The sequence below is a fragment of the Rhodococcoides corynebacterioides NBRC 14404 genome (assembly GCF_001894765.1).
Taxonomy (GTDB): domain Bacteria; phylum Actinomycetota; class Actinomycetes; order Mycobacteriales; family Mycobacteriaceae; genus Rhodococcoides; species Rhodococcoides corynebacterioides.
In genome coordinates this window covers 159874-174468 of record NZ_BCWV01000003.1, presented here as the reverse complement: position 1 = coordinate 174468, position 14595 = coordinate 159874, and the positions used below count along the sequence as shown (strand labels likewise).

Sequence of the window (14595 nt, the reverse complement as noted above, 5' to 3'; positions counted from 1 at the left end):
GTAAGCAACTGGAAGGGGTGAGGGCAGTGGCCGTACGCACCGACACCGCCGCATCGCTCGTCGAAGAGGTCTTCCGATTCGGCCGGGCGCTGCGCGTCGCCGTGGCCCGCAGTGACGACCGGCTCGAACTCGCGCCGGCGCTCGTCGGCGTCCTCGGCACGCTCGCGACGCACGGCGAATGCCGTCAGTCGGAGCTCGCCGTGGTCATGTGCACGAGCCAGTCCGTGCTCAGTCGTCAGCTCGCCGAGCTGACGGACGCCGGACACGTCGTCCGTACGCCGGATCCGGCCGACGGCCGCGCCACCCGCGTTCGCGTGTCCGACCAGGGAATCGCCTGCCTGGACCGCATCAAGGCGCAACGGGTGCAGCGACTGTCGGAACTGCTCGCCGACTGGGACGAGGACGAGGCGCACGCCGCCCTCGAGTCCATCACCCGGTTGACCACCACCTTCACCGTCGACGCGCAGACCCGGCACTCGGGTTCACGCGTGCTCGCCGGCAACTGACTATCCGAGATACGACCGAAGAGAGAACTCCCATGGCTACCACCTACGACGCGCCGCCGTCCCGGGCCGAACGGGACCAGCGGACCCCGACGCCCGACTCCTCCGCGGATCCCCGCGCGATGACCCACCGTCAGATTCTCGAAGCGCTGGTCGGGCTGCTCGCGGGTCTGTTCACCGCGCTCCTCAGCACCACCATCGTCTCGACCGCGCTGCCCACCATCATCGGCGACCTGAAGGGGTCGCAGACGGCGTACGCCTGGGTCATCACGACGGCCCTGCTCGCCAACGCGGCCTCCACCCCCATCTGGGGCAAGCTCGCCGACCTGTTCAACAAGAAGGTGCTGGTCCAGACCTCCCTGGTCATCTTCGTCGCCGGATCGGTGATGGCCGGATTCGCGCACAACGTGCCGATCCTGCTCGCCGCCCGCGTCGTCCAGGGCATCGGCATGGGCGGTCTGACCGCGCTGGTCGTCGCCATCATCGGCAGCATCGTCTCCCCGCGTGAGCGCGGCCGCTACTCCGGGTACATGGGCGCCGTCATGGCCGTCTCGATGTCCGGCGGCCCCATCCTCGGCGGCGTGATCGTCGACAGCCCCCTCGGGTGGCGCTGGTGCTTCTTCGTCTGCATCCCGCTCGCCGTCATCGCTCTGTTCCTGCTGCAGCGCACGCTGCACATCACCACGGAGCGCAAGGACGACGTCTCGATCGACTGGCTCGGTGCGCTGCTCCTCACCGCCGGTGTCTCGATCCTGCTCATCTGGGTCTCGTTCGCCGGGAAGGCCGGCTACTACGAGTGGCTCTCCCGCGAAACCGCGATGTACGTCGGCGCCGGTGTGGCGTTGCTGGTGCTGACCGTGATCGTCGAGGCTCGCGTGAAGAGCCCGATCATCCCGCTGAAGATCGTCACCGAGCGCACCACCGGTCTCGCGATCATCGCGTCGGTCGCCGTCGGTGTCGGCCTGTTCGGCGCCACCACGTTCCTGGGGCAGTACTTCCAGACCGCACGGGGCTACTCGCCGACCGCCGCCGGTCTGCTCACCATCCCGCTGGTCGCCGGCATGCTGGTGTCCTCGGTGGGCTCGGGCCAGCTGATCTCGCGCTTCGGCAAGTGGAAGCCGTTCATCGTCACCGGTTCGGTGCTCCTCGTGGTCGGCTTCGGCCTCCTCGGCAGCATCGACCACGCGACCGAGCTGTGGTTGGTCGGCATCTTCATCGCGGTCGTCGGTCTGGGTACCGGCATGCTGATGCAGAACCTGGTGCTCGCGGTGCAGAACACCGTGTCGGTGCAGAACATCGGTGCGGCGTCCTCCACGGTCGCGTTCTTCCGCACCTTCGGTGGCGCGATCGGCGTCTCCGTCCTGGGTTCGGTGCTCGCCACCCGTGTCGCGGAGAACTCCGCATCGGGCCTCGCCGCACTGGGTGTGCCCGCCGGATCGTCCAGCGGCGGTGGATCGCTCGACTTCGGATCGCTGCCGGCGCCCGTCGCCGCGGTCATTCGTACTGCCTACGGTGACGCCACCGGTCGCATCTTCCTCATCGCCGGTGCGGTGGCCCTGGTGACCGTGCTCGCCGTGCTGTTCATCCCGAACCGCCCGCTGCGCACCACGATCGACCTGAAGGCGGACTCCGCTGCCGCTGTCCAGCCCGACGCGCAAGGTGCGCCGGAGGTCGGAACCGCAGCTGCTCCGACCGCGATGACCGTGCGTCCCGCGCCGGACGAGGCTATGCCGAGCACGCACACCGAGGCTCTGCCGAACGGGCGCACCGAGGGTCGGGTCTCGGTCTCGGCTCCGTCCGGCCGGCACGAGGCCGCCCCCGGCCAGGCTCCGTTCGACGGACTGAGCACCGACGCTCGTGACCGTCTCCTGTCGCTGCTCCTGCCGCGTCCGACGGAAACGCTCGAGGCTCTCGAGGAGGCGGAGGCGCTGCGCGCCGAGGTCGCCGATCTGCAGCAGCGTCTCGACGCCAAGATGCTCGGATTCGACGCGGTGTGCGAGCGACTGCGTCGTCTGGGACTGAGCGAGGACCAGATCGCGCGCGTTCTCGGTGACGTGCACGTTCCCGACGACGCTGGTCGGTACGCCACCAACTGATCACCGGTCCAGAACGCCCCGCTCCATCCCGTCGGATGGGGCGGGGCGTTGTGCTGTCCCGGTTCCCGGTCGATAGAGCGGCGAGTGTCGGTGGCGGTCTCTACAATCGAACACATGAGCGATCGGGGGGTCGGCGCGGTGGACGCGCCGCAGGTGGGGGGCGTTGCCTGGGCTGCGCGTGACCATGCCGCGATGGGCCTGCCCGCCTCGTTCGACCTCCCCGTCGGCGGGCATCTCGACGCCCTGGCCGACCTGGCTGCGGGGGCGGCGTACCTGGAGTGGCGCCGCTACCAACATGCCGCTGCCCTGCACACCGACCTGGTGCTCGCCGAAGAAGACCGCGACGAGCGGGCGGTCGATGCGTTCGCTCAGTGCGCCGCCCGCATCGCCACCGCCCTGTCGGTCTCCCAGTACGTCGCCGAACGGATCCTCGACAACGCCGTCGCCCTCCGGGACCGTCTGCCGCGGGTGTTCGAATGCCTCCGGGACGGGGTGGTCTCGCCCAGTTACATCCGCACCATCGTCTCCCGCACCGAGTTGATCCACGGCCGGTCGTATCAGGGACTGGTGGACGCCGACATCGCCGCCGCGTTGCGCAAGCCGGGGTCGTGGTCGACGGGGCGGGTGCGGGATCTGTGCGATCAGATGGTCTACCGCCGCGACCCCGACGCCGTCCGCGAACGCCGCGAGGACGCCCTGAAGGGGCGGTGCTTCTTCACCGAAGCCGGACTCGACGGCATGGCGACCGTGGGGGCGACGATGTCCGCCGAACGCGCGGCCATCGTCGCCCGCGTCGTCGAACGCCTCGCCGCACAGGTCTGCCGACACGACAGCCGCACCAAAACAGCGCGGGCATCGGATGCGCTGTTCGCGTTGGTCAAGCACGCCCCGTTCGGGTGCGACTGCGCCCGCCCCGACTGCACGTTCACCGTGGTCGATGCGGACGAGGTCGCAGCGAACGCGGCACGCATCGTCATCCATGTGGTCACCGACACCACCACCCTCACCGGACCCGCACCCGCGACCACCCCTGCCGCGACCACCGCCGCCGAGGCTGCGACAGAGCCAACAGCGCAGGCACAGACTCGGGTTACCGGTACGACCGCGGCTCCGGCAGACGGAGTGTCGGTCGAGGACGCCGCCGCCGAGAAGACAGCGGCCGATGAGGTGACGTCCGATGCCGTTGCCGCCGACGCTGTTGCGGCCGACGAGGTCGCGCTCGCGGAGACTACAGCCGAGGCTGCAGAGGCTGATGCCGTCGCGGCGGAGGCGGTATCGACCGACGATAACGTGGCCGAGGAGGCTGCGGCGGCCGTCGACGACGTTGCGGTCGATGAGGCTGCAGCGATCGACGAGATCGCGGTCGAGGCGGTTGCGGAAGAGTCCGAACTGGTGGACGGTGTCGGCTACATCGCCGGACTCGGCATCGTCTCCGGCGCCCACATCCGCGACCTCGCCGCCGACCCCGCCGCGATCATCCGCCCCCTCGGCGACGGCACCGACACCCCACTCCCGGCCACCCAACCCGCCGACCCCTACCGGCCCTCCGCGGCACTGAACACCTACATCCGCGCCCGAGACCAGTACTGCACCTGGCCCGGCTGCACCAAGCCGGCGTGGGACGGCGACCTCGACCACATCACCGAATACGACCACGCCCACCCCGAGCGGGGCGGACAGACCACTGCGACCGGGTTGGGCGCGAAATGCCGGTTTCACCACCTGCTGAAAACGTTCGGTGACTTCGTCGACGACCAGTACCCCGACCCCGACCACCCCGGCCGGATCATCCGGACGTTCACCATCCCCGAAGGCCGCACCGTCCTCGGCCCCGCCTACACCGGGTTCGACGCCCACCCCGGACTCGACATGATCGTCTTCGGCGACCCACCCGGCGCCGGCAAGAAGAAGCCATCGACACCGCGCACCCCGACACCGGGCGAACCCGAACCCACTCGACCAGCCCCACGCACGGAGCAGAAACACGCCCGCCGACGCCAGGAACGCCACCGCAACCGACTCCGCAACAACTTGAAAGGGATCCGACCACCCGAACCGGACGACGCACCACCCCCGTTCTGACGGGCGGCGATTCACCGTGCCCGATCAGCCGAGAGGAAGGACCCGCCGGAGATAGTCGTTGTCGAACACGCCGGTCGGGTCGACCTCCGCGCGGACGGCGAGTGCGTCGTCGTATCGCGGATAGAGCGTGCGGAGCTCGTCGGCGCCCAGGCTGTGCAGCTTGCCCCAGTGCGGCCGACCTCCGACGCTGCGCGCGATCGCCTCGAACGCGGTGAAGTACCCGCCGTCCGGTCGGCGGTGGTACTGGTGCACGGCCACGTATGCGCTGGGTCGGCCGTGAGCGGTGGACAGCCACACGTCGTCCGCAGCGGCGCACCGTATCTCGACCGGGAAGGTCACGCGGTAGTCGGTGCGCCGGATCCAGGCGTCGAGTTCGCGGACCACCGTGGGCACGGCGTCGGAAGGGATCGCGTACTCGGTCTCCCGGAACCGCACTCGCCGACTGGATGCGAACACCCGATGGCTGCGGTCGGTCATCGTTCGCCCGGACCACGCCGCCGCCGAGACGCGGTTGAGACGCGGGATGACCGCCGGCACCCGGGTGCTCGCACGGTTGAGAACCTCGAAGGCGCCGTTGGCCATCACGTCGTCGTCGAACCACCGCCGGACTCGGCTCAGCGGCGCCGGCGTGGCGTCGGCGGGCAGGCGCGTGTTGCGTTTCACCAGAACACGATCGGTGTGCGGGAACCAGTAGAACTCGGGGTGATCGATCGTGGCGGTGTCGTGCGGGAACCGATCGAGCGCCTCACCGAGTCGGCCCGGCGTCTCCTCGGCTCGGAGCAGGAACGCCGGCACGCAGCGGAGCGTCACGGCGGTGAGGATGCCGAACGCGCCGAGCCCGAGCCGGGCACACTCGAACAGTGGCCCCTCCGACACGGTCCGTTCCGTCCCGTCGGCGAGGACCAACCGCACCCCCACCACCTGACCGGCCAGCCCGGTGAACCGAGCCCCGGTGCCGTGGGTTCCGGTCGAGATCGCGCCGGCCACCGACTGCACGTCGATGTCGCCCATGTTGGTCAACGCCAGACCGCGGTCGTCGAGCATCGCGCACAGCGCGCCGAGTCGAGTGCCGGCGCGAACGGTCACGTCGGTGGTGCCGTCCGGGCCCGGCGTCGTCGACTCGATCCCCGTGAGCAGGTCGAGCGAGACCATCGTCCCGTCGGTCACCGCGGCGCCGGTGAAGGAGTGGCCTGCGCCGACGGCCTTGACGCGTCCCGGCGCCCGACGGACGACGTCGCGCACGTCCGCGTCGCTGCGTGGACGGGTCACCCGATGGGGGTTCGCCTCCTGGTTACCGGCCCAGTTCGACCATGTCATGCTCGGATCAAATACTGGACAAGCGTCCAAGTCAAGACCTAGGGTCGGCGACGTGCCTACTCGACTCTCCGTCGACGACCGACGTCGACACCTCGCCGACGCCGGACTCGCTCTCGCCGTGGACCACGGCATCGCCGCCGTGACGGTCCGCGGAATCGCGGAGCGTGCGGAGGTGTCACTCGGTGTCGTGCACTACTGCTTCGAGAACAAGGATGCCGTCGTCGGGGCGATGGCGGACCTCCTCATCGCAGAACTCGGCGAGGCCGTCCGCGCCGCACTCGACGCGGTGCCACGCACCGGCGTCGGACCCCCGGCCGTCCGGGAGACGGTGCGACGCGGCCTCGGCGCGCTGTGGGCGGCGATCGAGGCGACACCGGAACGCCAGATCCTCACCTACGAGATCACCGCGTACGCGGTGCGCGCCGCCGGCTCGCATCGCACCATCGCCGAGCGCCAGTACCGCGCAATGGACGACGCCACCGCTCCCTTCCTCGTCGACGTGGCCGAGGCCACCGCCACCACCTGGAGCGTGCCCGTGCCCGTGATGGTCCGCTCGATCCTCGCCACTCTCGACGGCGTGGTTCTCCGGTGGTTGGTCGACCGCGACTCCGGTTCCGCAGCAATGGAACTCGACGTGCTGGCCGACCGCGTCGCCAACTGGGCGGCAGTCCGATGACGGCTACCGACGCCCCGATCGACCGCCTGAACTCCGCCACGGCCGACCTCGATCCGCCGCTGCTCGCGGCCGACGTCGCCGCCATCGACGCCAATCTGGCCGCGCTGGTGCGGCGCGCGGGCGGGACTCCGATTCGGGTCGCCTCGAAGTCCGTCCGGGTCCGGGCCGTTCTGGATCGCGCGCTGGCCACTCCGGGCTTCGCCGGGATCATGGCGTGGTCGCTGCGCGAGGCTCTGTGGTCGGCGTGCGACGACGTGCTGATGGGCTATCCCACCGTGGACCGCGGCGCGCTCGCGCAGCTCGCGTCCGACTCCGCTGCGGCGCAGCGCATCACACTGATGGTCGACTCCACGGCCCACCTCGAGCTGCTCGAGTCGGTGGGCCCGTGGGCGTCGCCGCCGCGGGTCTGCCTCGACGTCGACGCGTCACTGCGGCTCGGACCCGCGCACATCGGCGTCCGTCGGTCCCCGCTGCGCACGCCGGACGACGTCGTCCGGCTCGGACGCGAGGCGTCGCGCCGGGGGATGGCTGTCCAGGGCGTGATGTTCTACGAGGCGCAGATCGCGGGACTTCCCGATTCGGGCCGAGCAGTGCGGTGGATGAAGCGGCGCTCGGCCGGCGAGTTGGCCTATCGTCGCGCCGCGGTGGTCGACGCCCTACGGGACGCCGTCGGCCCGCTGCGCATCGTCAACAGTGGCGGTACGGGGTCCCTCGAGATCTCCGCGGCCGATCCGTCGGTCACCGAGGTCACCGCCGGGTCCGGCATCTTCGCGCCCACACTCTTCGACGGGTACGACGCCTTCACCCCCACCCCCGCGCTGTTCTTCGCCCTTCCCGTCGTGCGGACGCCCACGTCCCGCATCGCCACGGCCTTCTCGGGCGGGTACATCGCGTCCGGACCGACCGGACGATCGCGCGTGCCGAGCATCGTCGGACCCGGCCGCCTGCTCCGCACCGAGGGCGTCGGTGAGGTGCAGACCCCGATCGTGGGATCCGGTGCATCACTGGGGGACCGGGTGTGGTTCCGGCATGCCAAGGCCGGCGAGGTGTGCGAGCGGTTCGACGTGGTCCATCTCGTGGAGAACGGTGCCCGCACGACCGTCCCCACCTACCGCGGCGAGGGCCGCACCTTCGGCTGAACGAGGTCCGGGCTCACCCGCATGAACGCGCCCAGCAGCGAGAGCTCGACCGGCGTACCGGGCAGGTAGTGCGTCAGCGCGGGTGAGCGCACCACGTACGACACCCACTGCCCGCGCGAGAGCGCGACGTTGATCCTGTTGCGCGACAGCAGGAACGGCATTCCTCGCGGTACGTCCTCCGGAGCCGACGCCGCCATCGACACGATGACGACGGCGGCCTCCCGCCCCTGGAAGCGGTCCACCGTGCCGCACGCGGTGTCCGTGAGTCCCGCGGCGTCGAGTGCCGCGCGGATCACCGCCACCTGGGCGTTGTACGCGGCGACCACGAGCACGTCGGCCGACTCCAGCGGTCGCGACTCGGCGCCGGTCCGCCACGTCCGTCCGATCACGGATCGCGCGAGCCGCACCACCTCGTCGGCCTCCTCGCGCGACGACGTCGCGTTCCCGACGTGATCGACGAACGTCGTGTGGACACCCGGCGCGACGCCGTCGAGGGACCTGTCGTCCACGCTCTCGTGCGCGCGGAGCCGGCCCTCGTAGGACAGGTCGGACACCACGCGGCAGACGTCGGGATGCATGCGTCGGGTGGTGGCGAGGAACCAACCCCGATCCGCCGGGAGCGTGTCCGCTCCGTCGGCCAGCCATCCGAGCGCGGAGGCGTCGACCGGTTCCGGGTGACTGCCCTGGCTCACCTGGGGGAGTTGCTGTGGATCGCCGAGCAGGAGGAGGTTCCGCGCGGCACGGCCGACGGCCACGGTGTTGGCCAGACAGAACTGGCCGGCCTCGTCGATCACCAGCAGGTCGAACGCGTTCTCGGCGATGTTCTTGCGGTTGGTCATCGTCCACGCCGTGCCCCCGACCACGCAGCCGCCGTCGAGAGCGGTGACATCGACGTCCTTGGCCGACGCCGTCCATCGGCGCGGCCGGTCGGATACGGGTTTCTTGTGGACGCGTGTTCCGTCCAGTCCGGCATCGACGACGGCGTCGAGGAAGTTCTCGACGACGGCGTGCGATTGGCCCACGACGCCGACGCGCCATCCGTGGTCGCGGACGAGCGCGGCCACGACGCGAGAGCCCGTGTACGTCTTGCCTGTTCCCGGTGGGCCCTGGACGGCGACGTAGGACCCGTCGAGGTCGAGCAGCGCGGCGGTGATCCCGGCGACGGAGGGGTCGTCGGTCCGCAGCGGGGAACCGGACCGGGTGCGCGGACGGCGACGCAGGAGCAGGTCGAGGACGGCCGACTCGGGCACGTGGGGGAGTGCGTCGGCGACCTCGACCGCCGTGGCGGCGATGGCGGCGCGCACGGTGGTCGTGGCGGGTCCGGGCGTGGGCGCGGTGGCCACGGGTTCGAGATCGTGCGGGTCCGCGCCCTTCGGGATCGACTCCTCGAGTGTCACGGAGGCCCCGTCCTCGGAGACGGCCACGATGGTCCCGGTGGCGGTCCACCGGTACTGCGGATTGGCCCGGAGCTCCGGCTTGATCCACTCCGGCGCCGGGGGCGCGTACAGCACTGCGACCTTCGCGCCCCGAACGGCGCTGCCGGGGCCGAATTCACCGCGCAGCACCGAGGTGCGACGGACGTTGTGCCGAGGCGAGGGCTTCACCCACTCCGACATCGACTCGACGCTCTCGACGACGAAGACGTCCCGGGTGTCGCCCCACTCGTCCACCGGCGACGAGAGGCGATCGAAGTGCGCCCACCAGAACGGCTTGTCCTCCCGGCGGTGGTAGTCCACCGCAGCGGCGAGCAGGGCGGCCGTCTGCCGTTCGGGCGTGCGGTCACCGGGTGCTCCGGCGAACTCGCGCAGAGCATCTCGCGCCGGGTTCGGCGACTCGTCGTCGTCGGTCGGTGGGGCCGACTCGATCGGACCGCGGGGCGTGACCCCCGCCTCGGCGGCGTGCGCCAGCAACCAGTTCCGCAGCTCGAGGGTCGACTCGCAGTCGTAGCGGTTGTAGTCCGCGATCTCGGCCAGCACCGACTCGGCCTCGTCGAGCTCGCCGCGATCGCGCAGGTCCCGCCAGCGGGCGTACTCGGTGATGGACGCGACCGCGTCGGCCACGTCGCCGCGCACCTCGGACATGTACGCCGGCTCGAGCTTCTTGATGCTGTAGCTACGGGCACCGATCCGCAGCGCGCTGCGCACCACGGGATAGAGGTCCACCAGCACCTGCTCGCGCAGCAGATCGTCGACTTCGTCCTCGTACACGCCGTGGCGCGCCGCCAGCCGGAGCAGGGCCGACTTCTCGTACGCCGCATAGTGATACACGTGCATGGCGGGGTACTGCCGTCGTCGTTCCCGCACGTAGTCGACGAACGCCGTGAACGCTCGTCGCTCCTCCTCGCGATCATGAGCCCAGAACGGGCGGAACGCGCGATCGGTCTCGAGTACGCCGAACAGGTACTCGAGTCCCCACTCCGTGGACCCGTTCTCGGTGTGCAGCGGGTCGCCTTCGAAGTCGAAGAAGATGTCGCCGTCGTCGGGCCCGGGGAGGGCCCCGAGCGCCGACGCTGTGTGGAACTCGACGACGGGCGATCCGGTGGACTCCTGCCGGACCTGCACGCGTGCCTGGTCGCGCAGCCCGGCGAGGCTGCGGGCGGACAGATCGGGCACCGGGCCCGACGACGCGGCCAGCGCGTCGATCGTCGTGATGTCCGCGGCGAGCAGAGCGGCCCGCTGCGACACCCGCATCCCGGCGACCAGCAGCAGATCGCGGCTTGCCTCGACCTCCGGCGCGCAGTGCTCGCATCGGAAGCAGGCTCGCACGTCCGCGTCGGCCCAGTCGGCGGGCAGCAGTTGGGTGCGGTGCGCATCGAGCAGCGCCACCAATTCGGCCCGCGCCCGCCGGTGGACCGGCAGGACGTCGGGAAGGTGGACAGCCGTGCGCGTGCCGTCGCCGAGCACGAGGCGGGCGGTGTTCGACACCGGGATACCCGCGGCGGTCAGCGCCTCCGCGTACGCCGCAAGCTGCAGGATCGACGGAACCCGTTCGGTCCGCGACAGTTTCGTGTCCTGCACCTCGTAGGCGTCGACGTCCTCGTCGTACACCAGGAAGTCGCTGAACCCGAGGAATCCGTCGCCGAAGAACGTGCCCTGGTAGATCACCGGCGCTCGCCGCGCCGCCGCGTCGAGTGTGACGGCCGCGGCGGCCGCGAGCTCCGACCGCATCCGCCCCGGCCGCTCCACGGTGATCGCGTCGTCGCCGAACTGCCGCCGATACGCCGCCCATTGCCGCGCCTCGTGCTGGGAACCCAGCCGGGACAGCCGCGCGAGCATCGCGTCGTCCGTCCCCGCGACCGCGTCGGCGTCGAGGCGTCCGAGATGCGCGTCGAGAGTGCGCAGCACCGCGAACTCGCACCGCGCGGCGAGGGCGAGGTCACCCGCACTGTGGATCAGGTCGTCGTCGAGAACGAACACGACCGCCAGCGTAGTGAGAGGGTCCGTCAGCGGGTGCCGAGCGCCGGGGCGATCGTGGAGAACCACGCGTCCCGCAGTTCGTCCTCGAACAGCGCCCAGCTGTGCGAGCCCTGGTCGCGCATCGAGATCGTCGCGGGTACGCCCGCCGCGCGCACGGCGTCGGCGAAGATGCCGGTGCACACGTTCACCATCGCCTCCACGGCCGCGCCGCCCACCGGGAAGATGCTGCCCGGAGGGATGCCGTCCACCGGCCCCGGCATGCCCGACGCCGACGCGGCGTAGACCGCGGTGCCACGCAGTCGGTGCGCGTTCTGCGACGGGTCGTGCTGCGTCCATCCCGGCGCCCCCGGGACGCCCCACATGGCGAACGGGTTGGTGAGCGCGCCGCCGATCATCACCGAGATCGCGGCCTGCGCCAGCGGGTTCGACGACGCCGGGCAGCCGCTGAGGGACGCGGCGGCACGGTAGAGGCCGGGTGCCTGGATCGCGAGATCGAGGGCGGGTCCGCCGCTCATCGAGACCCCGGCGACCGCGTTGCGACGCGTGCTGTCGAGGTGGCGGTCCATCACGGCGGGCAGTTCCGCGGTGAGGTAGGTCTGCCACCTGTTCCGGCCGATCAGCGCGTCGTCGGCCAGCCAGTCGGTGTAGAACGACAGCCGGCCGCCGATGGGGAGCACCACGTTCACGGCCTTGTCGGCGAAGAACCCGACCGCGCCGGAGTTGTTGATCCAGCCCACTCCGTCCTCGTTGCCGAGCGCGCCGTTCAGCAGGTACAGCGTCGGCGCGGCGCCGCCGCCGCGCGGCCGCAGCACGTCGTTCGAGATCACCCTGTTCATGGCCGGGGAGAAGACGTCGACCACCGAGTGCGTCGGTGACAGGTCGCGGACGCCGACCACGCGCGGGCCGTCCTGTGCCGCGGCGGTCGGGACCACCAGCACGGACACGGCGAGAGCGGCGACCAGGGCGGCGGTGATCCCCGACGCGAGACGGGAGACGGCACGGCGGGACGAAACGTACTTCATGGTCCGATCGTGTCAGACGATGCCGCGCGGGCGGAGTCGGTCGCGCCACGATGCCGTCACGGCTCCGTCACGATTCCCGGCCCCGTCGAAACGGATCAGAATGGTCCCCATGCCGTTCTTCGAGGGATCACGTGGACGCGTCCACTACCGCCGCTGGCCGGCCGAGTCGCCCCGTGCGCACGTGGTCTTCCTGCACGGGCGCGGTCAGCACTCGGGGCAGTACCACCGCTTCGGCGCGGCCATGGCCGCGCACGGAATCGAGACGACGGCGCTCGACCACATCGGCCACGGGCTGTCGGAGGGCGACATCGGTGACGACGCGTCGTACCTCGACGCCCTGGCCGAGAACGCCCGTCTGCTCGTCGACCTGGTCCGCGAGTCCGCGGGTGGCGTCGCGGTGATGGGGCATTCGCTGGGGTCGGCGACCGCGGTGCGGATGCTGGCGGGCGGGGTCTCGGGCTGGGTCGACAGTGGCGTCACCGCGGCCGTGCTGATCGCCGTGCCGAGTCGCCTGGTCACGCGCGACGAGCTGATTCGGGCCGCCCGCATCCCCACACTGGCGATGCACGGCGTCGACGACCGCATGGTGCCGATCGACGGGGTCCGTGACCTGGTGCGCGGCACGACGGTGACGCTGCGCGAGTACGACGACGCCGGCCACGATCTGCTGCACGAGAAGGTCCACCGCGTCGTGACCGACGAGGCGGCCGCGTTCGTCAGCTGACGATGATCGTGCGGGTGTGCCAGCCGGTGGATCCACCCGGAATCGGCGGCGTGCGCTCCTCGGTCTGGGTGGCACCGGTGCGGTCCGTCGCCCGGACCTGGATGTTGTGGTTGCCGGCGGTGGCCTCCCAGTCCCAGTACCACTGACGCCACGTGTCCACGGAGTACTCCTCGGCGAGGGTGGCGTCCTGCCAGGGCCCGTTGTCCACCCGGACCTCGACGCGGTCGATGCCGACCTGCTGGGCCCACGCGGTGCCGGCGACGCGCACCGGGCCGGGCGAGACCGGCGCGAACGCTGCCGGCACGTCGATCCGCGACGCCGTCTTGATCGGTCCGCGTTCACCCCACCCGCGATCGGTCCAGTACGCCTTCGCACGGTCGAATCGAGTCAGCTCCCAGTCGACCACCCACTTGGTGGCGGAGACGTAGCCGTACAGGCCGGGCACCACCTGACGTACCGGGTAGCCGTGCTCGAGGGGCAGGGGTTGCCCGTTCATCGACACCGCCAGCATGGCGTCGCGGCCGTCCCGCAGCGCCTCGACGGGCGTGCCGATGGTCATGCCGTCGATGGAGGTCGAGAGCAGCATGTCGGCATCCGCCTGCACCCCGGCCTCGTCGAGGATGTCCTTCATCGGGAACCCGACCCAGGTGGCGTTGCCGGCCAGTGGCCCGCCGACCTCGTTGGACACGCACGTGAGCGTGATGACGCGCTCCACGGGTGTCCGCGCCATGAGGTCGTCCCACGACAGGGTGATCTCGCGATCGACCATTCCGTGGATCCGGAGTTGCCATTCCGCGGTGGTCAGCTGCGGCACCTGGAGGGCGGTGTCGATGCGGTAGAAGGTGTCGTTGGCGGTGACGAAGGTGGTGGCGCCGTCGACCCCGATGTCCGTCCCGGCGGGAATGGCGGGCGCGGCGTTTCCGGCGGGCACCGTCGGAATGCGGAAGTTGCGCATGTCGTCGGCGAGCCCCGCGGCGCGCTCGCCGACGTAGCGGCCGACGGCACCGGCGGCCACGGCCACGGCCGCAGCGGCGCCCGCGAGGACGAGGAACTTCCGGCGCGGCATCGCACCGTCCCGGACACCGGGCGGGGGGACGAGCGCGCGCACCAGCAGGCGCAGCACGACGATGCCGACGATCACGCCGACGACGGTGGGGATGACGTCGACCGTGTCGGCCGTGGGCCGCTGGGTCACCGCGAACACGCCCACCGCGCCGAGGACGGCCAGGATCAGGGACCCGATCGGTCGGGACGGTCGCTCGAGCAGACCGGCGATCGCGGAGATCACCACGATCAGCACGCTCATGCCGACGAAGAGCGCGACCTTGTCGTTGGTGCCGAACGTGTCGATCGCGAACTCGCGTGCCCACGCCGGCGTCCGGTCCACGGTGGTCGATCCGACGGCGAGGAACGGGGACGAGGCCGGCGAGAAGAACAGCGACAGTACTTCGCCCACCGCCAACACCATGCCGGCGGCGATGACGCCCGCGAGCATCCGGGAGAACGGGTGGATGCGGGTGCGGGCGTCGTCCAGCGGGGTGTCGACGGTGGGCGCGGTGGTCATGTGCGGTATTCGGGGCCGTTCGTGGAATGGCTTGGGAGAACGGCCCCGACGCCCGC

The 14595-nt window shown here is 70.9% G+C and carries 10 protein-coding genes; 6 read left to right on the top strand and 4 right to left on the bottom strand.

The genetic code is table 11. From position 1 onward, the window contains the following. The first annotated feature begins 26 nt into the window (after positions 1-26). The 3 genes from RC2_RS06270 to RC2_RS06260 all read left to right on the top strand — a co-directional run bounded on the left by RC2_RS06270 (position 27) and on the right by RC2_RS06260 (position 4681). Positions 27-506, top strand: a complete 480-nt coding sequence (locus tag RC2_RS06270) for a MarR family winged helix-turn-helix transcriptional regulator (protein ID WP_068152160.1) — start codon at positions 27-29, stop codon at positions 504-506. A gap of 119 nt (positions 507-625) precedes the next feature. Then, positions 626-2599, top strand: coding sequence for an MDR family MFS transporter (locus RC2_RS06265; RefSeq protein ID WP_139277325.1), 1974 nt, complete (start codon positions 626-628; stop codon positions 2597-2599). A 114-nt stretch (positions 2600-2713) separates the two neighbouring features. Continuing rightward, positions 2714-4681 (top strand): DUF222 domain-containing protein, encoded by a 1968-nt coding sequence (locus RC2_RS06260; protein WP_072681194.1) that lies wholly within the window; start codon positions 2714-2716, stop codon positions 4679-4681. Positions 4682-4705: 24 nt separating this feature from the next. Here RC2_RS06260 and RC2_RS06255 read toward each other — a convergent pair whose 3' ends face one another. Beyond that, positions 4706-5998, bottom strand: coding sequence for a D-arabinono-1,4-lactone oxidase (locus tag RC2_RS06255; RefSeq protein ID WP_068150121.1), 1293 nt, complete (start codon positions 5996-5998; stop codon positions 4706-4708). 52 nt (positions 5999-6050) lie between these two features. On the opposite strand from RC2_RS06255, the gene RC2_RS06250 reads away from it, so the two are divergent. Continuing rightward, positions 6051-6674 carry a TetR/AcrR family transcriptional regulator gene (locus RC2_RS06250; protein ID WP_068150119.1) on the top strand — a complete coding sequence of 208 codons (624 nt, stop codon included), beginning with the start codon at positions 6051-6053 and terminating at the stop codon, positions 6672-6674. After that, a complete protein-coding gene (locus tag RC2_RS06245) occupies positions 6671-7813 on the top strand; it encodes a type III PLP-dependent enzyme domain-containing protein (protein ID WP_068150115.1) in 1143 nt (380 codons plus the stop codon). The genes RC2_RS06250 and RC2_RS06245 overlap by 4 nt, the downstream gene beginning before the upstream one ends. On the opposite strand, the gene RC2_RS06240 is transcribed toward RC2_RS06245, so the two are convergent. Further along, on the bottom strand, positions 7783-11229 hold the full coding sequence (locus RC2_RS06240) for a TM0106 family RecB-like putative nuclease (RefSeq protein WP_068150154.1): 3447 nt from the start codon (positions 11227-11229) through the stop codon (positions 7783-7785). The genes RC2_RS06245 and RC2_RS06240 overlap by 31 nt on opposite strands. A gap of 26 nt (positions 11230-11255) precedes the next feature. Next, positions 11256-12251 (bottom strand): alpha/beta hydrolase, encoded by a 996-nt coding sequence (locus tag RC2_RS06235; protein WP_068150113.1) that lies wholly within the window; start codon positions 12249-12251, stop codon positions 11256-11258. A gap of 109 nt (positions 12252-12360) precedes the next feature. On the opposite strand from RC2_RS06235, the gene RC2_RS06230 reads away from it, so the two are divergent. After that, the gene (locus RC2_RS06230; RefSeq protein ID WP_068150110.1) at positions 12361-12975 is read left to right on the top strand and encodes an alpha/beta hydrolase; all 615 of its coding nucleotides are present in this window, start codon (positions 12361-12363) and stop codon (positions 12973-12975) included. On the opposite strand, the gene RC2_RS06225 is transcribed toward RC2_RS06230, so the two are convergent. Next, entirely contained in the window at positions 12968-14539 is a 1572-nt protein-coding gene (locus tag RC2_RS06225; protein WP_068150107.1) for a molybdopterin-dependent oxidoreductase, read from the bottom strand. The two genes, RC2_RS06230 and RC2_RS06225, sit on opposite strands and share 8 nt — an antisense overlap. Positions 14540-14595: the final 56 nt, after the last annotated feature.